This is a genomic window from Salinibacterium hongtaonis, assembly GCF_003065485.1.
GTDB lineage: Bacteria > Actinomycetota > Actinomycetes > Actinomycetales > Microbacteriaceae > Homoserinimonas > Homoserinimonas hongtaonis.
Genome location: NZ_CP026951.1, coordinates 1,820,814 through 1,841,471, shown reverse-complemented (window position 1 = coordinate 1,841,471; position 20,658 = coordinate 1,820,814). Strand labels below are relative to the sequence as shown.

Here is a 20,658-nt window from a genome sequence, read left to right as displayed (position 1 = left end):
GCACTGTCGTCCGATGTGCCGCAAGCGCAGCCTTCCTACGCTTTCTCCTATGCAAATGCACAAGGAAACCACATGATCGCGGCTGACGCGCTCGTCAAGCGCTACGGACGCAAAGTTGTCGTTGACGAGATCGACTTCACCGTAAGGCCGGGCCACGTAACAGGGTTCCTCGGCCCGAACGGCGCGGGAAAATCCACAACCATGAGGATGATCGTGGGCCTCGATCAACCCACCGGCGGCACTGTGCGGGTCAACGGTCGGCTCTATCACGAGCACCGCGCACCGCTGCGCGAAGTGGGGGTACTGCTCGATGCGAAGGCCGCACACCCCGGGCGGTCTGCCTACAACCATCTGCGGTCAATCGCCGCGACGCACGGCATCGGCAACGCCCGAGTGCGCGAGGTGCTCGGGCTAGCCGGGCTCGACTCAGTTGCAGGCAAGCGCATCGGCGGATTCTCGCTGGGCATGGGGCAACGGCTGGGCATCGCCGCTGCCTTGCTCGGTGACCCTGCGACCATCATCCTCGACGAGCCGGTCAACGGCTTGGACCCTGAGGGAGTGCGATGGGTCAGGACGCTCATGAAGAGCCTGGCGGAGGAGGGGCGCACGGTGCTCTTGTCGTCGCATCTCATGAGCGAGATGGCTCAAACCGCCGACCATCTCATCGTCATCGGGCGCGGCAAGATTCTTGCCGACGGCCCGATCGGGGACGTCATCGGAAAAGGAACCAAGACGGTCGTCAAGGTTCGCACTCGAGAGTCTCAGGAGCTCATGTCGGCGCTTGCTGCTCCCGGAGTTGGCGTAGCGCTTGTGGCGGACGGTTCCCTCGAAGTTTCGGGAATGTCGGCAGAAGAGGTCGCTCTTGTCGCCTCCGCAGCAGGAATTGTCCTCCATGAGGTTGCTGCAGTCTCGGGATCTCTCGAAGACGCATATCTCGCGCTAACCGCAGGAGATGTTGAATACCGCTCGTCGAGCGCACCAAAGGCGAGCGCACCACACGTGGGCTCACCAAGAATGGGAGAGAACCGATGACTCTGCTTGAGAAGAAGCGCCAGACGTTCGTCGCCCGACCCGAGCGACTCAGCTTCGCTGGCGTCGTGAGATCAGAGCTCATCAAGCTGACGAGCCTGCGCTCTACCATCGCGCTTGTGGTTTCGATCATTGTGGTCGGGGTGGGCGTTAGTGTCGCGCTGGGCTTGACGATGGAGGGCGCCATACTGCCCGATCTGCGGTCGGTCGGATTCGTCCTCGACCAGATCACTGTGGGAACGGTGCTCTTCGGTCAGCTCATCGCCGCGGTGCTCGGCGTCATCGTGATCAGTGGCGAGTACTCCAGCGGCACGATTCAACCGACGTTGATTGCCACACCGACTCGACTTCCCGTTCTGGGCGCTAAGGCCGTCGTGCTCTTCGGCATGACGACGGTCTCCGCGGTTGTCGCTGCGTTTGGATCGTGGGCCGTGACCTATCCCATGTTCGCCGCCTTTGACCTGGAGATCGGGGTGACCGCTCCCGGTGTGGCGCTGTCGTTGCTGGGCACCTCTGTATTCGTGGGCCTCTCCGCTATTCTCGGGTTGGGCATCGGGAGCCTGCTCCGCAGCGTCGCCGCGAGCGTAGCGACCGCTATTTCGGTGATGCTGCTGCTGCCGATCGTGCTGTCTGTATTGCCAGCGTCGCAGGTGGTGCGCAATCTTCAGCTCTTGTCGATGTCGAAAGCGGGCGATGCCATGAGCAACCCGTCCGAAACGTTAGGAGTGGCCGTGGACCTCGTTGACGGATTTGTCAGCCCGGGAGCGGGCTGGATTATCGCTCTGGTCTGGGCTGGCACCTTTCTCGTGCTGGGTGCCATTCGACTGCGTCGGGGGGACGCCTGAACATGCGGCCCGGCACCGTGAGCGGCACCTCCGTCAGGGTGCCGCTCCGCGGCCGTCTCCACCGCAGAATGTCGCGGACGCGGGTTCTGGATCTCGTGACGCTGGGCACGTATGGTGCGCTCGCAGTCGGCCTCATGGTTCTCTCGTCAGAGCCGCCGTACGTCACCCCGTTGTGGGCCATGATCCTGCTGCTTGCCGGCGGTATCGCTGCGGTGAGCATCCGTCGCCGGTTTCCCCGTGCGGCGTTCGCGGCGGCCATGGCGCTTTCGGTTCTGTCTGTTGCGGTGGGGTCGGGCGCAGAATCGCTTCTCGCTGTGATCGCGATGTATACGGTGGGGGTGCGTCAGCGGGCAGCCACCGCCTGGCTGTGCTTTGGTATCGCGATGGCGTGCGGCGCGCTCGGCGCCCTTGCCATCTCGGTGCGGGGGAGTGTCGGACCGCCCATCCTGGGACTCGAGCCGCCCATGGTTGCCCGGGATTCCGTTCAGGACTGGGCGAACGTCTACGTGGTCATCGGGGTCATTCTGCTCATCACGACGCTGATCGGCACGAACGTCGGTCATCGTCGGCGGTACATCAATGAGCTAGTGCACCGCGCCGACCAGCTTGCTCGTGAACGCGATCAGCAGGCCGAGACCGCTCGTGCCCTCGAGCGGGAGCGGATAGCGCGGGAGATGCACGACGTCATCGCACACAGCCTCACGGTCATGATCACGATCTCTGACGGTGCACACGCCTCCCTCGACGAGCGCCCACAAGAAGCGAAAGCGGCCATCGCCCGCGTAGCGGAGACGGGCCGCAGAACGCTCGGTGAAGTACGCCGTCTGCTCGGATCGGTGCGCAACGACGGCGGAGCCACAATCGCGGAGCATGCCCCCCAGCCGGATGCCTCGCAGCTCGCGTCCCTCGTGCGCCAGTTCGTGGACGCGGGGCTTCCGGTGCGGCTCACCGTCACCGGTTCGCCGTCGTCTGACGCGGCGCTCGGTCTCACGGTCTATCGCATAATCCAGGAGTCACTCACGAATGTGCTGCGCCATGCCACCGACGTGTCATCGGTGAGCGTGACGGTGTCGTGGACTCAAACGGACGTCACAATTGATGTGCGCGATGTGTCATCGCCCGTTGTAGCGTCATCAGATTCGGGGCGCGGGCTGCTCGGGATGCAGGAACGCGTAGCGCTTTACGACGGTGAGATCGAAGTGGGTCCGCAGGAGAGTGGTGGCTGGCGGGTAGTTGCACGCCTGCGAGGGGAAGAGAAATGACAGTGCGGGACGATATTCGCGTGCTCCTGGTCGACGATCAGGAGCTCGTGCGTTACGGGTTTCGACTGATGCTCGACGCGACGCCGGGACTGATCGTGGTCGGAGAAGCCGGGGATGGCACGCAGGCGATCGACGCTGCCCAGCGGCTGCGGCCCGATGTGATTCTCATGGACATCCGCATGCCGGGTGTGGGAGGGATCGAGGCGACGCGGCACATCGTGGCGGCGCTCCCGACCGCTCGGGTGCTCGCCCTCACCACCTACGACCTCGACGACTACGCCTTTGGGGCGCTCGGTGCCGGCGCCTCCGGGTTTCTCCTCAAGGACACGCGGCCAGACGATCTTGTTGCGGCAATTCGCGCCGTTCATGCTGGTGACGCCGTGGTCTCACCCCGCATCACCGCCAAACTCATCGAAGCCGCAGCTCCGCACCTCGGCACGCGTCGTGACTCCGAGGCAAGTGATGCCCTCTCAGAGCTCACTGCCCGGGAGAGGGAGATCTTTGTGCTCGTGGGTCGGGGGCAAACCAACGCCGAGATCGCGGCGAATCTCTACCTGAGCGATTCCACCGTGAAGGCGCACATCGGACGCGTGCTCGCCAAACTCGGCGCTCGCAACCGTGTTGAAGCGGTTATCAGAGCATACGAACTGGGAATCGTCGGTCGCTGAGCCGGCCCAGCCCGTCATCGTGTTCGGGCACTGGAGGGCCGCCCGCGTCACGCGAGCGGCCCGCCAGCGTCGCGAATTACGCGTAGAAGCGGTGGATCGCCTGCGCAATAGCAGCGGGCTTCTCGGCGCCCTCGATCTCCATCGTCATGTCGATCGTGATCTGCAGACCGCCCTTGACCTCTTCGACGTCAGCGATTGTTGCCTGCAGGCGAATGCGGGAGCCCACCTTGACGGGCGAGAGAAAGCGCACCTTGTTGAGGCCGTAGTTGACCTTGGTGCCGGCATCCGTCACGTCGAGCAGTTCGGTCCACAGCGGGATGCTCAGCGACAGGGTGAGAAAGCCGTGGGCGATCGCCGCACCGAAAGGGCCGTCCTTGGCGCGCTCGGGGTCGACGTGAATCCACTGCTGGTCGTCGGTCGCGTCGGCGAAGGTGTTGACGCGCTCCTGGGTGATGTCGATCCAGCTGCTGGCGCCGAGATCCTGGCCGACGAGCTCGGGCAGGGCGGCGAGGGTTGTGGTTGTTGCCATGGTGATGTCTCCTGTTGTTCGGTCAGTCGTTCAGGCGCAGCAAACGCAGGGCGTTCTCGCGCATGATTTTGGGGCGAACGGTCTCTTTGATGTCGAGGTCGTTGAAGTCGGCGATCCACCGGTCGGGGTGGATCATGGGGTAGTCGGATGCGAACAGCACCTGGTTTTGCAGGCGCGATCCCATCTGCTTGACGAGCGCTGCGGGAAAGTACTTCGGTGACCATCCCGAGAGGTCGATCCACACATTGGACTTGTGGGTTGCAACCGAGATCGCCTCGTCCTGCCACGGCACGGAGGGGTGCGCCATGACGATCTGCAGCTGAGGGAATGCGGCGGCGAGGTCGTCGAGCAGCATGGGGTTGGAGAGGCCGAGACGCAGCCCGTGGCCGCCAGGGGTTCCCGCTCCGATGCCGGTTTGGCCCGTGTGGAAGACCGCGGGGACATCGAGTTCCGCGATCGCGGCGAAGAAGTCCCAGTGGGTGCGATCGCTGGGGTCAAAGCCCTGAACGGTGGGATGGAACTTGAATCCGCGAGCACCCCGCTCCAGGACGAGGCGGCGCGCTTCTGCGGCACCGGCCTCGCCCCGGGAGGGGTCGACGCTGGCGAACGGGATGAGCACATCGGCGTGGCGGATCGCCCCGTCGATGACCGCATCGTTGCTGATGCCGTCATGACCGAGGTTGGCCTCAGCATCCACCGTGAATACCACGGCAGCCATGTTTCGCTCGCGAAAGAGGGCTGCCGTCTCGTCGACTCCGGGAAACTCACCGCCGTTGCCAAAGTACTTCGCCGCGGCGTCATACAGTTCGTCGGGCAGCGCGTGGTGACCGTGCTCTGACTCGATGTGCACGTGGGTGTCGATGGCGACGATCGACGCAATATCGATCTTCGGCTCGTAGCGTTCACTCATGGGTAACGGTGCCTTATGCGCTGGGAGGCGCGGGAATCTTCTCGCCAACGGACTGCTGGTCCGCGGCGAATTTGTCTGCCCACACCGCAGCGATGGATTCGGCGGTCCAGCCGTTGTCGGCAATCTCGGTGACGATCATCGTGGGGTGCGAGTAGAGCGCGAGGCGGTCACCGCCAATGCCAATGGCCTGACCCGTGATCTCGGCTGCCTCGTCTGAGGCGAGGAAGGTCACGAGGCCAGCGACATCCTGGGGTGTTCCGAAGCCCAGCTCCTTGCGGGCGAACGGCGGCAGCGGGTCGCCAGCGGCGAGGGCATCCGTGTACTCCTTGAGAAAGGGAACGGACTCGGTCATGCTCGTCGCGGCGACGGGGATAACCGAGTTGGCGGTGATGCCCGCGCGGGCGAGTTCGAGGGCCCACGTGCGGGTCATTCCAACGATGCCAGCCTTGGCGGCCGCGTAATTGGTCTGGCCGAAGTTGCCGAACTGGCCGGTGGGGGAGCCGATCGTGATGATGCGGCCGCCCTCGCCCTGCTCACGCATGTGGGTTGCTGCGGCGCGAACGCACGTGAACGTGCCGCGCAGGTGCACGTTGATCACGAGGTCGAAGTCTTCGTCGCTCATCTTCCACAGCACGGTGTCGCGCAGCACGCCCGCGTTGGTGACGAGGATGTCGAGGCGACCCCAGGTGTCGACGGCCTTGGCGACGAGGGCGTTGGCGGTCTCGGTGGACCCGACGGCACCCACGAGGGCGACGGCTTCTCCGCCTGCGCTGGTGATGCTCTCGACGGCGGATGCAGCGGTGGCCTCGTCAACATCGTTGATGACGACCTTGGCCCCGTGGGCTGCGAGATCCTGAGCGTAGGCGAGCCCGAGGCCGCGCCCACTGCCGGTGACGATGGCGACTTTTCCCTGAAGATTCATGTGCTCTATTTCCGTTGGTGGTCGGGGGCGTCGCGGAGGATGTTCCGCCGACGTGAAATCTCTCAATAATCGTTGATATCTTCAATTACTTTGAATGTCAACTGTTAGCCCCGTAGACTGCTGCCATGACCGACTCATCTCCGGTGATTGATCTGGGCGTTGCGCCGGATCGCATCGACGCGACAGACCTCCTCGACGACATCGAGTTTCTTGTCGCCCGCGTGCGCGCTATCGGTTCGCTTTCGGCTCGCCACGCTCTGGAGCCGCACGGGTTGCGCGTGCGGTCATATGCCGTGCTGTCACTCGTGTGCGGGGCCGTGAGTCCCACCCAGCGCGATGTGGCCGAATTTCTCTTTCTCGACCCGAGCCAGGTGGTCGCGGTCGTCGATGAACTGCAGACGCTCGGCTATGTCGAACGAGCTCAGGACCCTCGCGATCGTCGAGCCAACATCATTCGCGGCACCGAAACAGGGCAAGCGGCGTACGCCAAAGCCAAGAAGTCGGTCATCGCCGCGCGCGACGAGACAATTCTCAAGAACCTCTCCCAGGAGGAGCGGCAGAGCCTCACGCAGTTGCTTCTGAAGGTCGCGTTCTAGCGCTCGAACAGTCCGCACTTACTTGCTTCAGCGGTCAGCTCAGTTCAGATCGGTGCGCCACGACGCTTCCACCGCGACCGGCACGAATCCGACGGCCTCGTTGACGGTGAGCATCGGCCGATTCTCCTCGGCATTCCAGGTGTAGATCGCCGGATGCCCCGGCGCCAGTTCATCGAGCCGCTGCAGATTAGCCGCCTTCAGTAGCATCCCGAGCCGATGTCCCCGATGCTCGTGCAGCACAATCGTGTCTTCCTGCTGCACGGGCCGATCCACCTCGGGAGGCACCGAAAGGTCGCTGAAGCCCACGAGCGAATCCGACTCGATGTGACGGGCCGCGACCGTCAGATATCGCCTGCCGTCGGTGTCCCGGCGCCGCTCATGTTCCACGACTCGCTGCTCATCCCACGTCTCCGGCTGCCAATCGACCTCGCCGGCGGGCGGATCGGTGCTCATCCTCGCGTGAAGCACTGCCATGTCAGAAAGCCGGTGCTGTGGGGTCGACCCCTCCCAGGCCTCGAGGTCGTAACCGGCGGCGGGCTCGGGAGTCTGCGCGCCAGAGGGGAGAGCCAGCCGGCTCACCCGATTTACCTGAGCTAGACGAAAGCCGCGGGAGACGAGAAAGCGAGAGGGAGCGTCGTCGGCCGAGACAGCACCAAACCCCGTGGGGGAGATGATTACGGGCTCGGCGGGGGGAACGTGATGAAACGACTCGGCCTGCATCGCCGTGCGACCGTCTTCGAGCGCAATGGCGTGCACGTGGGTATAGAGAGCACTCCCCAGCCCCTGGCGGCGAAACTCGGGCAGGATCTCAACCGACACCCACGCTGTCGGCACATCCAACCCGCCCTGCAGCTGATAAACGGCACGACCCACAATGCGTCCGTCAACCCGAGCGAGAAAGAACCGGCGAAGCTCATAGGGGTTCGAGACGATCGCGAGCAGCTCTTCTGGCTCGACGGCAAAGTCGCGAGTACCAACGTCGTAGGCCTCGATGTCATTGCGGATGCGCACCATCTCGATGAAGTCGCCAGCGTCGGGAGCGCCGATCGATTCGGGCAGCGCAAGTTCCCCAATGGTGAGCATCAGCATCCCTCCGATCCCGTGCCGCGGGGGCGGCCATGGGCTGGCCGAAAAGCTTACGGATGCTGCGCCATTTTCGCCACACGCAGCCTCACCGCACGCACCGATGTGCCGCACAACGCACCGCGGGGGCGAACGGGCGTTGGCCCGCGTGTCGGGTAGCGTTATGCCTGCAATCGCACCGTTCGGTGCGGCGCGCCGCAGCAGGATCGGCGTGATCGGCGCAGAGCACAGGGAGGAGCTCTCGTGTACCTCAAGAGCCTCACCCTCAAAGGCTTCAAGTCGTTTGCCCAGCCGACGACATTCGCATTCGAGCCGGGGGTTACCGCGGTGGTCGGGCCCAACGGTTCCGGCAAGTCGAACGTGGTCGATGCACTCGCCTGGGTTATGGGCGAGCAGGGAGCCAAAACTCTGCGCGGCGGAAAGATGGACGACGTCATCTTCGCCGGAACCTCCACACGCGGCCCCCTCGGCCGTGCTGAGGTGACCCTCACGATCGACAACTCGGATGGCGCCCTGCCGATCGAGTACTCCGAAGTCACGATTCGACGCACACTGTTTCGCAACGGCGGCAGCGAATACGCGATCAACGGCGAGAGCTGCCGTCTTCTCGACGTGCAGGAGCTGCTCAGCGACTCGGGCCTCGGTCGAGAGATGCACGTCATCGTGGGCCAGGGCCAGCTCGACGCCGTCCTGCGCGCCAGCCCAGAAGACCGTCGCGGGTTCATCGAAGAGGCCGCCGGCATCCTCAAGCACCGCCGCCGCAAAGAAAAGACCCTGCGCAAGCTCGACGCGATGCAGGCAAATCTCACGCGTCTGAGCGATCTTGCGGGGGAGATTCGCCGCCAACTCAAGCCCCTCGGCCAACAGGCCGAGGTTGCCCGCGAGGCACAGACCATTGCTGCGGTCGCCCGCGATGCCCGTGCCCGCCTTCTGGCCGACGAGGTCGTCACCCTGCGGGAGGCGCTCACGCTGCACAGTCGCAGCGAATCGGAGCGCAAAACCGAGCGCATCGTGCTGCAAGAGCAGCTCGATCAGGCCAAGCTTCGTGAGGCAAGAATCGAGCAGGAACAGGTCGGCGATGCCGTTGACCAGGCCCGTCGAATCGCTTTTGGGCTCGAATCTGTGCAGGAGCGACTGCGCGGTTTGTTCAGCCTTGCCAATCAGAAGATGGCGTTGCTTAGCTCGCAGACCGAGGTTGCCGAGTTGGCCCCTGGGGTGACGTCGCAGATGGTGGCGGATGCCCGCGACGAGGCGGTCAGGCTCGCGGAGACAATCGACGAGGCTGAGCAAGCGTGGCGAGAGGCGCAGTCCGCGACAGCGGAGGCCAGGGCGGCGCTTGATGCGCTCGATGATGAGATCTCGCACCAGAGCTCGCTCGTGTCACGTCATGACCTCGAAATCTCTAAGCTCAGCGGGCAGGCCGATACTGCGGCATCCCGGCTCGCTGCTGTCCGTGGCGAAGTCCTCCGCCAGCAAAACGCCCTCGACGCGGCCCGCTCGCGTCGAGACCAGGCCACGGTGTCGCTTGAGGCCCTTGAGGCCCAAGCGACGCTCGGCGAGGAGTCCGATATCGACCTGGACGCCGCCTACCAGAGCGCCCAAGCGGAGGTCACTCAGGCCGAGACTGAGATCGACACCCTCCGCGAGCAGCTCCATGCCCTCGAACGCGAGCGGGATGCTCTCTCTGCCCGCAAGAACGCACTATCCAGCGCTCTCGACCAAAAGGATGGGTCAAGCGCGCTTGTCGCGGCCAAGCGGCCAGGCATCCTCGGCTTGGTTGCCGAACACATCCAGGTGAAGCCCGGATTCGAGGCGGCGATTGCCGCAGCCCTCGGGTCTCTGGCCGACGCCGTGCTGGCCGAAGATCGCGAGTCTGCCATCGCGGCGCTCGGTCACGCCCAGGCCGACGACCTGGGCAGGGTCGAACTTGTGCTCGCCGAGGCCGGGGTTACGGCGGGCGTTAGCGGCGTGCTGGGTGACGGCGCAGTCTTTGCCGCCGATGTGGTTTCTGCGCCCTCCGGTGTGCTGGGGCTGCTCAGCCACGTGATCGTCGCGGATGACCTCGCGGCAGCTCGCAGAGCCTGGGGAGAGCTTTCGACGGGGACGAGCGACTCTGCCACGACGATCATTACCAAGTCGGGCGATGTACTGAGCCGATTCGTGCTGCGGGGCGGCTCGGGGGCCAAGCGCTCGCGGTTAGAGCTCGTGGCCGACCGCGATGCCGCGGCAGAGCGCCTCTCCGAGGTTCTCTCCCTGATTGAACGCGCACAGTTTGCGCTCGCCGAGCAGCGGGGAGCAGTGCAGGTGGCCAAGGAGCAATCCAAGCGCGCCCTCACAACGCTGCGCGAGCATGACTCCCAGCTCGCAGCGCAGTCGGAGAAGCTGAACCGGGCGCGAGTGCAGGCGGAGGCCGCCGAGGCCGAGGCGCAGCGACTGGAGAAGGGGCTCGCGCTCGCCGCAGAGTCGGTCGCCAGCGCTGAGACGGCTGCTGAGCGTGCCAAGGCCGAACTTGAGACCGCACAGTCCCGCCCCCGCCCTATTCTCGATGTTTCGGCTCGGGACGGCCTGGCCGACGAACTCGATGCAGCGCGTGAACGCGAGGTCGAAGCCCGCCTTCAGGTGGAGACCGCTCGCGAGCGGGTACGGGCGCAGGAGCTGCGAGCTAAGCAGCTTGAGCAGCAGCGCGAGGCCGAGAGAGAGGCCGCGGATCAGGCGGCTCGCCGTGCGGTCATCCGCCGCCGGCAGATGGAGGCCGCCCAGCGGGTGCTCGACGTCCTGCCGACCGTGCTCGACGCCGCTGACCGCTCGGTGTCGGAGGCGCGCGTGCGTCTCGCGGCGGCGGAGGCCGATCGAGCGCAGCAGAACGAGGAACTCGCTGAGCTTCGCCGAGCAGAAGCCGCTCTGCGCGATCGGCTGCACTCCGTAAGCGAATCGGTTCACGGGCTCGAAATGCAGATCTACGAGAAGAAGCTGCACCTTTCATCGCTCCTCGAGCGTGCAGGAGCGGAGCTCGGCCTGGTCGAGGATGTGCTGGTTGCTGAGTATGGCCCTGACGTGCCCGTGCCCGTCGACGCCGTCGAAACGGACGACGATTCCGATGCAGGTAGCGAAGACGGCGTGCAGCAGACGATGCCGTTCGTGCGCGCCCAGCAGGAGGCAAGGCTTGCCAAGGCCGAACGCAAGTACGCCCGGCTCGGCAGGGTCAACCCGCTCGCGCTCGAAGAATTTGCCGCTCTGGAAGAGCGCCACAAGTTCCTCACAGATCAGCTCACCGACCTCACCAATACGCGCAAAGACCTGCTCACGATCATCGACGAGCTCGATGTCAAGATGCGCGACATCTTCTCGAGCGCCTTCGAAGACACCAAGAACGCGTTCAACCACGTCTTTCCGATCCTCTTCCCCGGCGGAACCGGCAGCATTCATCTCACCGATCCCGACAACATGCTTACGACGGGCATCGAGGTCTCGGTCAAGCCCGCCGGCAAGAAGATCGAGCGACTGTCGCTGCTGAGCGGTGGAGAGCGGTCTCTGGCGGCCGTGGCATTGCTGATCGCAATCTTCAAGGCCAGGCCGAGCCCGTTCTACATCATGGACGAGGTGGAGGCGGCGCTTGACGATGCCAACCTTGGCCGGCTGTTGCAGATCTTCCAGGACCTCAGGGAGTCGTCGCAGCTCATCGTGATCACCCATCAGAAGCGCACGATGGAGATTGCGGATGCCCTCTACGGTGTCTCGATGCGGCAAGACGGTGTCAGTGCGGTTGTGGGTCAGCGTGTGGCCACGGAGGAGCGATCGGCCTAGCTCTCAGCGGCGCGTCGCGGCGAGCCTGGGCCCGGCTGCCTAGACTGACGCAGTGAACGAAATGCCGCCGGAAATGCAGCCAGATATGCAGCGCCAGCAGCGCCGGGTCGTGTGGGTGCTTGTTGCCGCGCAGATTATGGGCGGGCTGGGCATTGGCGCCACGGTTTCGGTGGGGGCGCTCCTCGCGGCACAGGTCTCGGGTTCTGACGCCTGGTCGGGGATGGCCTCGACAATGTCGACGCTGGGCGCCGCGATCTTGGCGTTACCGCTCGCCCGGTACGCCGCAGCGCGAGGTCGCCGGGTGGCGCTTGCGACGGGGTCGGCGCTCGCAGCATCCTCTGCCGTTCTCCTGATTGTGGCGGCCGCCGTGCCGTCGTTTCCGCTGCTGCTGCTGGCGTTCGCCCTCGCCGGTGCCGGAGCGGCCACGAACCTGCAGGCTCGCTTCGCGGCGACAGATCTAGCCTCCCCGCGCCACCGCGGCCGCGATCTCTCGTTGGTCGTCTGGTCGACGACGATCGGCTCGGTGCTCGGGCCCAATCTCATCGAACCGGGGGAGGCGATCGGCTCCGCCCTGGGCATGCCGACTCTGACCGGCCCGTTCCTCTTTGCTCTCGGCGCTCAGATCATCACGGTGCTCGTCTACGCCGTCTTCTTGCGCCCCGACCCGCTTCTCACCGCTCGGGAAGCGCTCGGCGTGACGACGAAGGAGCCGCCGCGCCTCGGCTTCTCCACCCTGCGGGTCAACCCGACGGCGCGTTTCTCCGTTGCGGCGGTCTCCCTCAGCCACGCCACCATGGTGGCGCTCATGGCGATGACTCCCGTTCACCTTTACGGGCATGGCGCGTCCCTCGCCATCGTGGGTTTCACGATCAGCTTGCATGTGGCGGGCATGTTCGCCTTGTCACCGGTGTTCGGTTGGCTCTCTGACCGGCTCGGGCGTCTCCCGGTGCTGCTGGGTGGTCAGGCGCTGCTTCTCGCTGCCCTCGTGACGGCGTGGCTCGGCAGCGAGTCTGCCCCGCTTGTCGTTGTCAGCCTCGTGCTGCTCGGGCTCGGATGGTCGGCCTCCACGATCTCGGGGTCGGCGATGCTGGTCGATGCGGTGCCGGTCGGGGATAGGCCGGGTGTGCAGGGCGTCTCCGATCTGCTCATGAACCTCGCCGGTGCTGCCGGCGGGGCGCTCGCCGGGCCGGTGCTCATCATGCTGGGCTACTCCGGCCTCGGCGCCGCCGCCATGCTTCTCGTGGCCGTTGTGCTCGGCTGGGCTATCCTGCGATCGTCGAAGCGCGTCGTCGCTGCCTGAGGCCCGCGATGGCGTCAGCCAATCCGTCGGGTGCCAGGGTTCGTGACTCGCAGCCAGCGATAACCGTAGGGTTCGAGCGTGAGCTCCGCCGTTCCCTTGCTCGTCACAGCGGTGGCACCGTCATGCAGCAAATCGATCAAACGCGTGTCGTCATCACCGCCATCGACGGGGATCTCCAGGGTGAGGGATTCGGCGGCAAAGTTATGCAGCGCGATCATGCTCCCGAGGGGGCCGGTCACGCGATGCGCGAGCACGCTAGCGTGGGGTTGCTTGACGATGGTGAGTTCGCCCCATCCGATCTCCGGAGAGGTGCGGTACCTGCTGATCAGCAGGCGCATGAAGTGCAGCAGGGAATCGCGGTCGCGCACCTGCTCATCGGCATTGACGAACTCGGGGCCGTAGGCGCCCTCAGTTACGGGGCCCGGCAGAGACCGTCGCCGTGCGGTCGAGAATCCGCCGTTCTTTGCGCTGCTCCACTGCATCGGCGTTCTCACCGAGTGACGACCTTCGGCATTGAGGTTCTCGCCCATGCCGATCTCTTCGCCGTAGAACAGCACGGGGGTGCCGGGCAGGGAGAACAGCAGGCTGTAGGCCATGCGGATGCGCCGAGGATCGCCCTCCAGCATGGGCGGCAGCCGGCGCACGATTCCGCGGCCAAATGCTTGCATCCGCTTCTCGGGTCCAAAGGCGGCGAACACCTCATCTCGCTCTGATTCGCTGAGCTTGTCGAGCGTGAGCTCGTCGTGGTTGCGGAGAAAGTTGGCCCATTGTGACCGCAGGGCAATGTCGGGTCGTTTGGCGAGCATCCGGGCGAGGGGGCGCGCATCGCTCCGAGCGAGGGAGAGGTAGATGCGTTGCATGGATTCGAAGTCGAACTGCATGGTGAGTTCGTCGCCTTGGGGGCCGCCGAAGAACTTCACCTGATCCTTGTAGGGCAGGTTCACCTCTCCGAGAAGTACGGCGTCGCCCCTGCGTCGCTTGGCCATGTCGCTGAGTTCGCGCAGATAGACGTGCCCGTCGCCGTAGTCGTCGTCGGCGCCACCCTCGTCGTCGATGAAGAACGGCACCGCGTCGATGCGGAACCCCGACATTCCCATTTCAAGCCAAAAGCCGATCACCTTGCCAATCTCTTCTCGCACGCGGGGGTTCGCGACGTTCAGGTCGGGCTGGTGACGATAGAACCGGTGAAGGTAGTACTGGCCCGTGCGCTCGTCGAAGTTCCAGACCGAGTTCTCTTTGTCGGGAAAGATCGGCTCGGGGGCGCTCTTCGGCGGGGTATCCCTCCACACGTAGAAGTCCCGATAAGGAGAGGTGCGGCTCGAGCGAGCCGACACGAACCAGGGATGCTTCTCTGACGTGTGGTTCACGACCAGGTCGGCGATCACGCGCATCCCCCGGTCGCGTGCGGAGCGGATCACCTCGACAAGGTCGCCGAGCGAGCCGAAACGCTTGTCGACGCCATAGAAGTCAGAGACGTCGTAGCCGTCATCTTTGTCGGGGGTGGGATAAAACGGCATCAGCCAGATGCAGGTCACCCCTAGTTCGGCAAGGTAATCCAGGCGGTGAGCGAGCCCGTCGAGGTCGCCTGTGCCGTCGCCGTTCCAATCCATAAAGGTCTCGACGTCGAGGCAATACACGACGGCGTTTTTCCACCACAGGTCGCTCGTGTCGGTGATTCTCATGCGACCACCTCGGGGGTTGCCTCCGCCTTTGCCGTCACCGTTAGCCGGGGCAAGACGTGCTCGCCGAAGGCTTCGATAAAGCTCCGCTGGTCGCTGCCCACCTGGTGCAGATACACCTCATCGAACCCGAGGGCGATGAACTCCTTCAGCTGATCGACATACTCACCAAGGTCGGAGGAGATGAGTACCGAGCCGCGAACGTCGTTGGGAGTCACATGCTTCGAGGCGATATCGAACGCTTCGACGCTATCGAGATCCCAGCACAGCGGGGGAGAAAACACATTGGTGCGCCATTGATCGTGAGCAATCTGCAGGGCCTCGTCTTCGGATGCCGCGTAGCTGACGTGGACCTGAAGCACGAGCGGCCCGGTGCCCCCGGCTCCGCGATAGGCCTCCACGACGTCGCGAAGAGCGTCAACAGACTGGTTCACCGTGGCGAGGCCGTCGGCCCATTTGGCGGCCCAGGCAGCGGTCTGAGGGCTGACGGCGGCGGCGAGCAGCGGCGGGGGAGTATCCGGTCTCGTCCAGAGCCGGGCCCGATCCACGGTGATATGGCCGTCGTGGCTGACTTCCTCGCCCGCCAGCAGGGCCCGTATGACCGCGACGCTCTCCTGCAGGCGCTCGTTGCGGTGCTCCTTGCGGGGCCAGGCATCGCCCGTGATGTGTTCGTTCATCGCCTCGCCGCTGCCGAGGGCGGCCCAAAATCGCCCGGGGAACATCGCTTCGAGAGTCCCCACCGCTTGCGCGATGATCGCGGGGTGATAGCGCTGGCCGGGAGCGTTCACGATGCCGATCGGCAAATCTGTGGCCTGCAGCGCGGCCCCCAGCCACGACCAGGCAAAGCCCGAGTGGCCCTGCCGTTCACTCCACGGCGCGAAGTGATCGCTGCACATTGCTGCCGTGAAGCCAGACTTCTCGGCGTGCTGCAGGGCGATCAGAAGGTCCTTCGGGTGTAGCTGTTCGTGCGAGGCATGCCAACCGATAACGGTCACAGGTGTATTCCCTTCGTCGGATGGCTGTGACGTAACCATGGCTCCCTGCGCAGTCCCTGTGCATCTCGACGAGCGGCCCGCCGCCGCGGAGTGGCCTAGTCAGCGAGGGCTTCGCGGTGCAGGGCGGCATAGCCGACGTAGCGCACGCCGTTCTCCCGCAGCCCCGCTCGCTCCTCATCGCTCAGTTCGCGGCGCACCTTCGCGGGCACACCAGCGACGAGTGACCCCGGCGGAATCACAGTGTCTTCGAGTACGACCGCGCCGGCCGCCACGAGCGAACCAGCGCCGATCACAGCGCGGTTGAGCACCGTCGCGCTCATTCCGATCAGGCACTCGTCCTCGATCGTGCAGCCGTGCAGCACAGCAGCATGGCCAACACTCACGCCCTCGCCGATCGTGGTCGGCACGCCGGCGTCACAGTGCACCGTCACATTGTCTTGGAGGTTGCTGCGGGCGCCCAGACTGATGCTGTCAACATCCGCCCTCAGCACCGTGCCATAGAAGACGCTGGACTCCTCGTGAAGGGTGACTTGCCCGATCAGGGTGGCGTTAGGGGCCACCCAGGCGGTGTCAGAAATGGTGGGAGTTGCCCCATTGATGGTCACGAGCAGCGGCGATGGTGTCATGACAGTTAAACTAGGTGCACCATGGCCACTTTTGGAAACCTCACCGACCGCCTCGCGGATACGTTTAAGAACCTGCGCGGCAAGGGCAAGCTGAGCCCCGCCGACATCGACGGAACCGTCCGCGAGATTCGTCGCGCTCTTCTCGACGCCGACGTAGCGCTGGATGTCGTCAAGCTCTTTACCGGCAACGTGCGCGAGCGCGCCCTCGGCGACGAGGTCAACAAGGCGCTGAACCCTGCTCAGCAGGTCGTGCAGATCGTCAACGAAGAGCTCATCGGCATCCTCGGCGGCGAGCAGCGCCGCCTTCAGTTCGCCAAGAACCCGCCGACCGTCATTATGCTCGCCGGTCTCCAGGGTGCCGGAAAGACCACGCTGGCCGGCAAGCTCGCCAAGTGGCTCGCGGGCGAGGGCCACACCCCGCTTCTGGTCGCCGCAGACCTGCAGCGCCCCAACGCCGTCAACCAGCTCCAGGTCGTCGGTGAGCAGGCTGGCGTTCAGGTGTTCGCACCCGAACCAGGCAACGGCGTCGGCAACCCCGTCAAGGTGTCGAAGGACGCCATCAAGTTCGCCAAGGACAAGCTGCACGATGTGGTCATCGTCGACACGGCCGGTCGTCTCGGCGTTGACGCCGACATGATGAAGCAGGCCGCAGACATCCGCAAGGCTGTCGACCCCGACGAGGTTCTCTTCGTCATCGACGCCATGATCGGTCAGGATGCTGTGGCGACCGCCAAGGCGTTCCAGGAGGGCGTCGACTTCACGGGGGTTGTGCTCACCAAGCTTGACGGCGACGCGCGCGGCGGAGCGGCCCTTTCGGTCGCATCCGTCACCGGTCGCCCCATCATCTTTGCCAGCACCGGTGAGGGGCTCGACGATTTCGAGCCGTTCCACCCGGAGCGCATGGCCAGCCGCATCCTCGACCTGGGTGACATCCTCACCCTCATCGAGCAGGCGCAGAAGAACTTCGATGAGGAGGAGTCGCGCAAGGTTGCGGAGAAGTTCGCCACCGACACCTTCACGCTCGAGGACTTCCTCGGCCAGATGCAGCAGATCAAGAAGATGGGCTCGCTCAAGTCGCTCATCGGCATGCTGCCCGGTGCGCGCGGCATGAAGGAGCAGCTCGACAACTTCGACGAGTCCGAGCTCACCCGCACCGAGGCGATCATCCAGTCGATGACGCGTGCGGAGCGTCAAAACCCCAAGCTGCTCAACGGTTCGCGCCGTCTGCGCATTGCCAGGGGTTCCGGCACGAGCGTGACCGAGGTCAACGCCCTTGTGAACCGCTTCGAGCAGGCCGCCAAGATGATGAAGACCGTCGCCAAGGGCGGGGTGCCGCAGATCCCCGGCATGGGGCCGGTTCCCGGTGCTGGCTTCGGCGGAGGCCGAGGCAAGCAGCAGAAGGCCAAGAAGAAGGGCTCGAAGTCGGGCAACCCGGCCAAGCGGGCAGCGGAGAACGCGGCGCTTGCTTCGGGCGCATCCGCTCCATCGGCCCCGGCCGGCTCCGGATTCGGCCTCGGCGGTGGCTCAGGTGCTGCGCCCACAGAAGAAGAGATGGCGGCACTGCAGAAGATGCTGGGCGGCGGGCGCTAGAACCTCGCGCGCGCCAACCTCTAGGGTGGGCGCATGAGTGATCAGCGGCTGCTTGCCGGGTACATCGACGTTGGCCGTGCGGCTATCGATGATTTCGTGCAACTGCTCGAATCCCTGCCGCCCGAGGACTGGTCGGTCCCGACCGACCTGCCGGGGTGGGATGTGAAGGCGATCGCCTCACACGTGGCGCATCTTGAGTCGGTTCTGGCGGGATTTTCGCAGCCGGACGTTGCCGTCGAGCCGAGCGAGCACATGACGGCCATGACGTCGAGCTACACGGAACAGGGCGTCGCTGCGCGCCGTGAATCGACTCCGGCTGAGCTCATCGCAGAGATTCGTGAGGCGTCCGCGGCGCGGTTCGCCGAGCTGGCGGCGAACCCTCCGACGGACGCCCAGGTCGTGCCTGACACGGGCGTTCCCCTCGAGTGGAGCTGGAATACCCTCCTGCGCAACCGCCCGCTTGACGTGTGGATGCATGAGCAGGATGTCCGCCGTGCCGTGGGCCAACCCGGCGGGATGGATGCTGCCGCCGCGGTTCACACGATCACCTACTACGCCGAGGGGCTCGGCTACATCGTGGCTAAGCGTGCTGCGGCGGCGCCCGGAACGACGGTCGTGCTTGCGATCGACGGAGTCGACCCCATCGCGGTGGCCGTCACCGACGAGCGCAAGGGCGTCTTTCTCTCTGAGCTGCCGGGGGAGCCCACCGTGCGGCTTGAGCTGGATCCTGAATCCTTTGTCGTGCTCGTCGGCGGTCGGCGTGCCCCGCGGCACGGAGCAGTGCGAGTCAGCGGCGACGAGCAGCTCGCCTCTCGCATCCTGGCGAACCTCAACACCACCCCATAGGGGCGTCGTCTAGGGTTTTGTCATGACCATCTCCCGCCCCATCCGCATCGGCGTCCAAATCGCACCGCAGCACGCTCGCTACGAACTCATCCGCGATGTTGCCGCGGAACTCGAGCAGATGGGCGCGGACATCCTCTTCAATTGGGATCACTTCTTCCCGCTGTCGGGGGAGCGGGACGGGCTCCACTTTGAGTCGTGGAGCATGCTCGCGGCGCTCGCGGAGCAGACGTCGTCGGTTGAGCTGGGCTCGCTCGTCAACTGCAATAGCTATCGAAACCCCAACCTTCAGGCCGATATGGCCCGCACGATCGACCACATCAGCGCCAAGGGCGGCGTCGGCCGCTTTATCTTCGGCACGGGGGCGGGATGGTTCGAGCGCGACTACGACGAATACGGCTACGAGTTCGGCACCCCAGGAACCCGCATCGCGGCGCTCGCCCGCGATCTGCCGATCATTCGCGATCGATGGACCAAACTCAACCCCGCCCCGACGCGCCAGATTCCCATCCTGATCGGGGGCGGTGGGGAGAAGAAGACCCTGCGCATCGTCGCGGAACATGCCGATATCTGGCACAGCTTTTCGGATGCGGCGACGCTGGAGCGCAAGCTCGGCATCCTTGCCCAGCATGGCGAGGCGGTGGGCCGCGACACCTCGGAGATCGAGGTTTCGACCGAGGTGCGCACCATCAGCCACGAGGACGCCGACGATCTGGTGGGTCTGGGCGCGACGCTGTTCACGATTGGACTCTCCGGCCCGTCCTATGACCTCGAGAAGGTCCGGGACTGGCTCGCGTGGCGCGACGAGCAGAACGCTCCACGAGCTTCTGCCGAGTAGCGACGAGCTTCTGCCGTTTTCTTCTGTGCTCGACCCCTGAATTGATCGGTGTCGGCGGCAGCGGTTAGCGTTGCGTCATGAGCACTTCGGCGAGCGGGCAGGCTGTTTCGGCTGAGTCCTCGGGCGGCACCGAGCCGCGCACTCGCGTGGTCGTGGCGATCATCGTCACTCTTCTGGCCTGGGCGAGCGCATTTGTGGTCATCCGCTATGTCGGTGCCGACTTTTCGGGCGGAGGGCTAGCGCTCGGGCGGCTCGCCGTTGGCACCGCCGTGCTTGGCCTGCTCATGATCGGCAAGAGCTGGGTCAGGATGTCGCGACGGGATTGGTTGATCGTCGTCGTCATCGGCCTCAGCTGGTTCGGTGTCTACAACGTCGCGCTCAACATCGCCGAGCAGACGCTCGACGCCGGCACGACCGCGATGATCGTGAACATCGGCCCGATCCTCATTGCGCTCGGAGCAGGCCTCTTCCTGGGCGAGGGAATCCCGCGCTGGCTGGTCATCGGAGCTCTGGTGGCGTTTGCGGGCGTGGCTCTCATCGGAATCGGCTCCGGTTCGCAGTTCATCGGCAACGGCGTTGGCATCGCGTGGGCGCTGCTGGCCGCCGTCACCTATGCCACGGGGGTCCTCTTTCAAAAGCCGCTTTTGCGCAGGCTGCCGGGCATCCAAATCACCTTCTTGGGCTGCGCGATCGGCGCCGTGGCGTGCCTGCCGTTCTCGGGCATGTTAGTTAGGGAGCTTGCGACGGCGCCCCCGATGTCGATTGCGGGAGTCGTCTATCTCGGGGCGGTTCCCACCGCGATCGCGTTCAGCACGTGGGCTTATGCCCTCACCCGCATGCCGGCGGGGCGCCTCGGGGTCACGACATATATCGTTCCCGCGCTGGTTATTCTCTTCGGCTTTTTGTTTCTCGGTGAGGTGCCCACTGCGCTTGCTATTGCCGGGGGCATCGTCTGCCTCGTGGGCGTCGCTCTCAGCAGGCGCACCCCGCGCAAAGGGTCCGTTGCGGCGACGACGGCCAAGGATGTTGCGTCGCGGTGAGCGCGGCGCCCGAATCTCTGGCAGAATAGAGCGTTGAGCCTGTGTCGTCCGTCCCTCTAATCAGATGACACTTGCTTCCTTAGACCTTTCTGGCCGAGT

General features: G+C 65.0%; 18 protein-coding genes. 11 read left to right on the top strand and 7 right to left on the bottom strand.

Annotated elements, in window-relative coordinates; genetic code table 11:
- The first annotated feature begins 72 nt into the window (after positions 1-72).
- Genes C2138_RS08845 through C2138_RS08830 form a run of 4 tightly spaced genes read left to right on the top strand, consistent with a single transcriptional unit; the run spans position 73 to position 3,804 of the window.
- Complete coding sequence (locus C2138_RS08845; RefSeq protein ID WP_108517171.1) at positions 73-1,032, top strand: ABC transporter ATP-binding protein; 960 nt, start codon at positions 73-75, stop codon at positions 1,030-1,032.
- On the top strand, positions 1,029-1,874 hold the full coding sequence (locus C2138_RS08840; RefSeq protein WP_108517169.1) for an ABC transporter permease: 846 nt from the start codon (positions 1,029-1,031) through the stop codon (positions 1,872-1,874). Before C2138_RS08845 ends, C2138_RS08840 begins: the two co-directional genes overlap by 4 nt.
- Positions 1,875-1,891: 17 nt before the next feature.
- A complete protein-coding gene (locus C2138_RS08835) occupies positions 1,892-3,136 on the top strand; it encodes a sensor histidine kinase (RefSeq protein WP_159078187.1) in 1,245 nt (414 codons plus the stop codon).
- A complete protein-coding gene (locus C2138_RS08830; protein WP_199286524.1) occupies positions 3,133-3,804 on the top strand; it encodes a response regulator in 672 nt (223 codons plus the stop codon). Before C2138_RS08835 ends, C2138_RS08830 begins: the two co-directional genes overlap by 4 nt.
- Before the next feature lie 76 nt (positions 3,805-3,880).
- Here C2138_RS08830 and C2138_RS08825 read toward each other — a convergent pair whose 3' ends face one another.
- Genes C2138_RS08825 through C2138_RS08815 form a run of 3 tightly spaced genes read right to left on the bottom strand, consistent with a single transcriptional unit; the run spans position 3,881 to position 6,165 of the window.
- A complete protein-coding gene (locus C2138_RS08825) occupies positions 3,881-4,333 on the bottom strand; it encodes a MaoC family dehydratase (protein ID WP_108517166.1) in 453 nt (150 codons plus the stop codon).
- A gap of 22 nt (positions 4,334-4,355) precedes the next feature.
- Positions 4,356-5,243, bottom strand: a complete 888-nt coding sequence (locus C2138_RS08820) for an amidohydrolase family protein (protein ID WP_108517164.1) — start codon at positions 5,241-5,243, stop codon at positions 4,356-4,358.
- A 13-nt stretch (positions 5,244-5,256) separates the two neighbouring features.
- Positions 5,257-6,165 carry an SDR family oxidoreductase gene (locus C2138_RS08815; protein WP_108517162.1) on the bottom strand — a complete coding sequence of 303 codons (909 nt, stop codon included), beginning with the start codon at positions 6,163-6,165 and terminating at the stop codon, positions 5,257-5,259.
- Positions 6,166-6,290: 125 nt separating this feature from the next.
- Between C2138_RS08815 and C2138_RS08810 the strand changes: the two genes are divergently transcribed.
- Positions 6,291-6,761 carry a MarR family winged helix-turn-helix transcriptional regulator gene (locus tag C2138_RS08810; RefSeq protein ID WP_108517160.1) on the top strand — a complete coding sequence of 157 codons (471 nt, stop codon included), beginning with the start codon at positions 6,291-6,293 and terminating at the stop codon, positions 6,759-6,761.
- A 39-nt stretch (positions 6,762-6,800) separates the two neighbouring features.
- Here C2138_RS08810 and C2138_RS08805 read toward each other — a convergent pair whose 3' ends face one another.
- Entirely contained in the window at positions 6,801-7,844 is a 1,044-nt protein-coding gene (locus tag C2138_RS08805) for a GNAT family N-acetyltransferase (protein WP_159078186.1), read from the bottom strand.
- Positions 7,845-8,087: 243 nt separating this feature from the next.
- Between C2138_RS08805 and smc the strand changes: the two genes are divergently transcribed.
- Positions 8,088-11,648, top strand: a complete 3,561-nt coding sequence (smc, locus tag C2138_RS08800) for a chromosome segregation protein SMC (RefSeq protein WP_108517157.1) — start codon at positions 8,088-8,090, stop codon at positions 11,646-11,648.
- Between the two features lie 61 nt (positions 11,649-11,709).
- A complete protein-coding gene (locus C2138_RS08795) occupies positions 11,710-12,948 on the top strand; it encodes an MFS transporter (protein WP_108517155.1) in 1,239 nt (412 codons plus the stop codon).
- 14 nt (positions 12,949-12,962) lie between these two features.
- Here the strand turns inward: C2138_RS08795 and C2138_RS08790 are convergent, their stop codons facing one another.
- From C2138_RS08790 to C2138_RS08780, 3 genes are all read right to left on the bottom strand, one after another.
- On the bottom strand, positions 12,963-14,630 hold the full coding sequence (locus tag C2138_RS08790; protein WP_108517153.1) for an alpha-amylase family protein: 1,668 nt from the start codon (positions 14,628-14,630) through the stop codon (positions 12,963-12,965).
- On the bottom strand, positions 14,627-15,622 hold the full coding sequence (locus C2138_RS08785) for a TIGR03885 family FMN-dependent LLM class oxidoreductase (protein ID WP_108517151.1): 996 nt from the start codon (positions 15,620-15,622) through the stop codon (positions 14,627-14,629). Before C2138_RS08785 ends, C2138_RS08790 begins: the two co-directional genes overlap by 4 nt.
- Positions 15,623-15,717: 95 nt before the next feature.
- A complete protein-coding gene (locus tag C2138_RS08780) occupies positions 15,718-16,248 on the bottom strand; it encodes a gamma carbonic anhydrase family protein (RefSeq protein ID WP_108517149.1) in 531 nt (176 codons plus the stop codon).
- A 21-nt stretch (positions 16,249-16,269) separates the two neighbouring features.
- On the opposite strand from C2138_RS08780, the gene ffh reads away from it, so the two are divergent.
- From ffh to C2138_RS08760, 4 genes are all read left to right on the top strand, one after another.
- A complete protein-coding gene (gene ffh, locus C2138_RS08775) occupies positions 16,270-17,838 on the top strand; it encodes a signal recognition particle protein (protein WP_108517147.1) in 1,569 nt (522 codons plus the stop codon).
- A 33-nt stretch (positions 17,839-17,871) separates the two neighbouring features.
- On the top strand, positions 17,872-18,684 hold the full coding sequence (locus C2138_RS08770; RefSeq protein ID WP_108517145.1) for a maleylpyruvate isomerase family mycothiol-dependent enzyme: 813 nt from the start codon (positions 17,872-17,874) through the stop codon (positions 18,682-18,684).
- A gap of 22 nt (positions 18,685-18,706) precedes the next feature.
- The gene (locus C2138_RS08765) at positions 18,707-19,519 is read left to right on the top strand and encodes an LLM class F420-dependent oxidoreductase (RefSeq protein ID WP_108517143.1); all 813 of its coding nucleotides are present in this window, start codon (positions 18,707-18,709) and stop codon (positions 19,517-19,519) included.
- A gap of 77 nt (positions 19,520-19,596) precedes the next feature.
- Complete coding sequence (locus tag C2138_RS08760) at positions 19,597-20,559, top strand: DMT family transporter (protein WP_108517141.1); 963 nt, start codon at positions 19,597-19,599, stop codon at positions 20,557-20,559.
- Positions 20,560-20,658 lie beyond the last annotated feature (99 nt).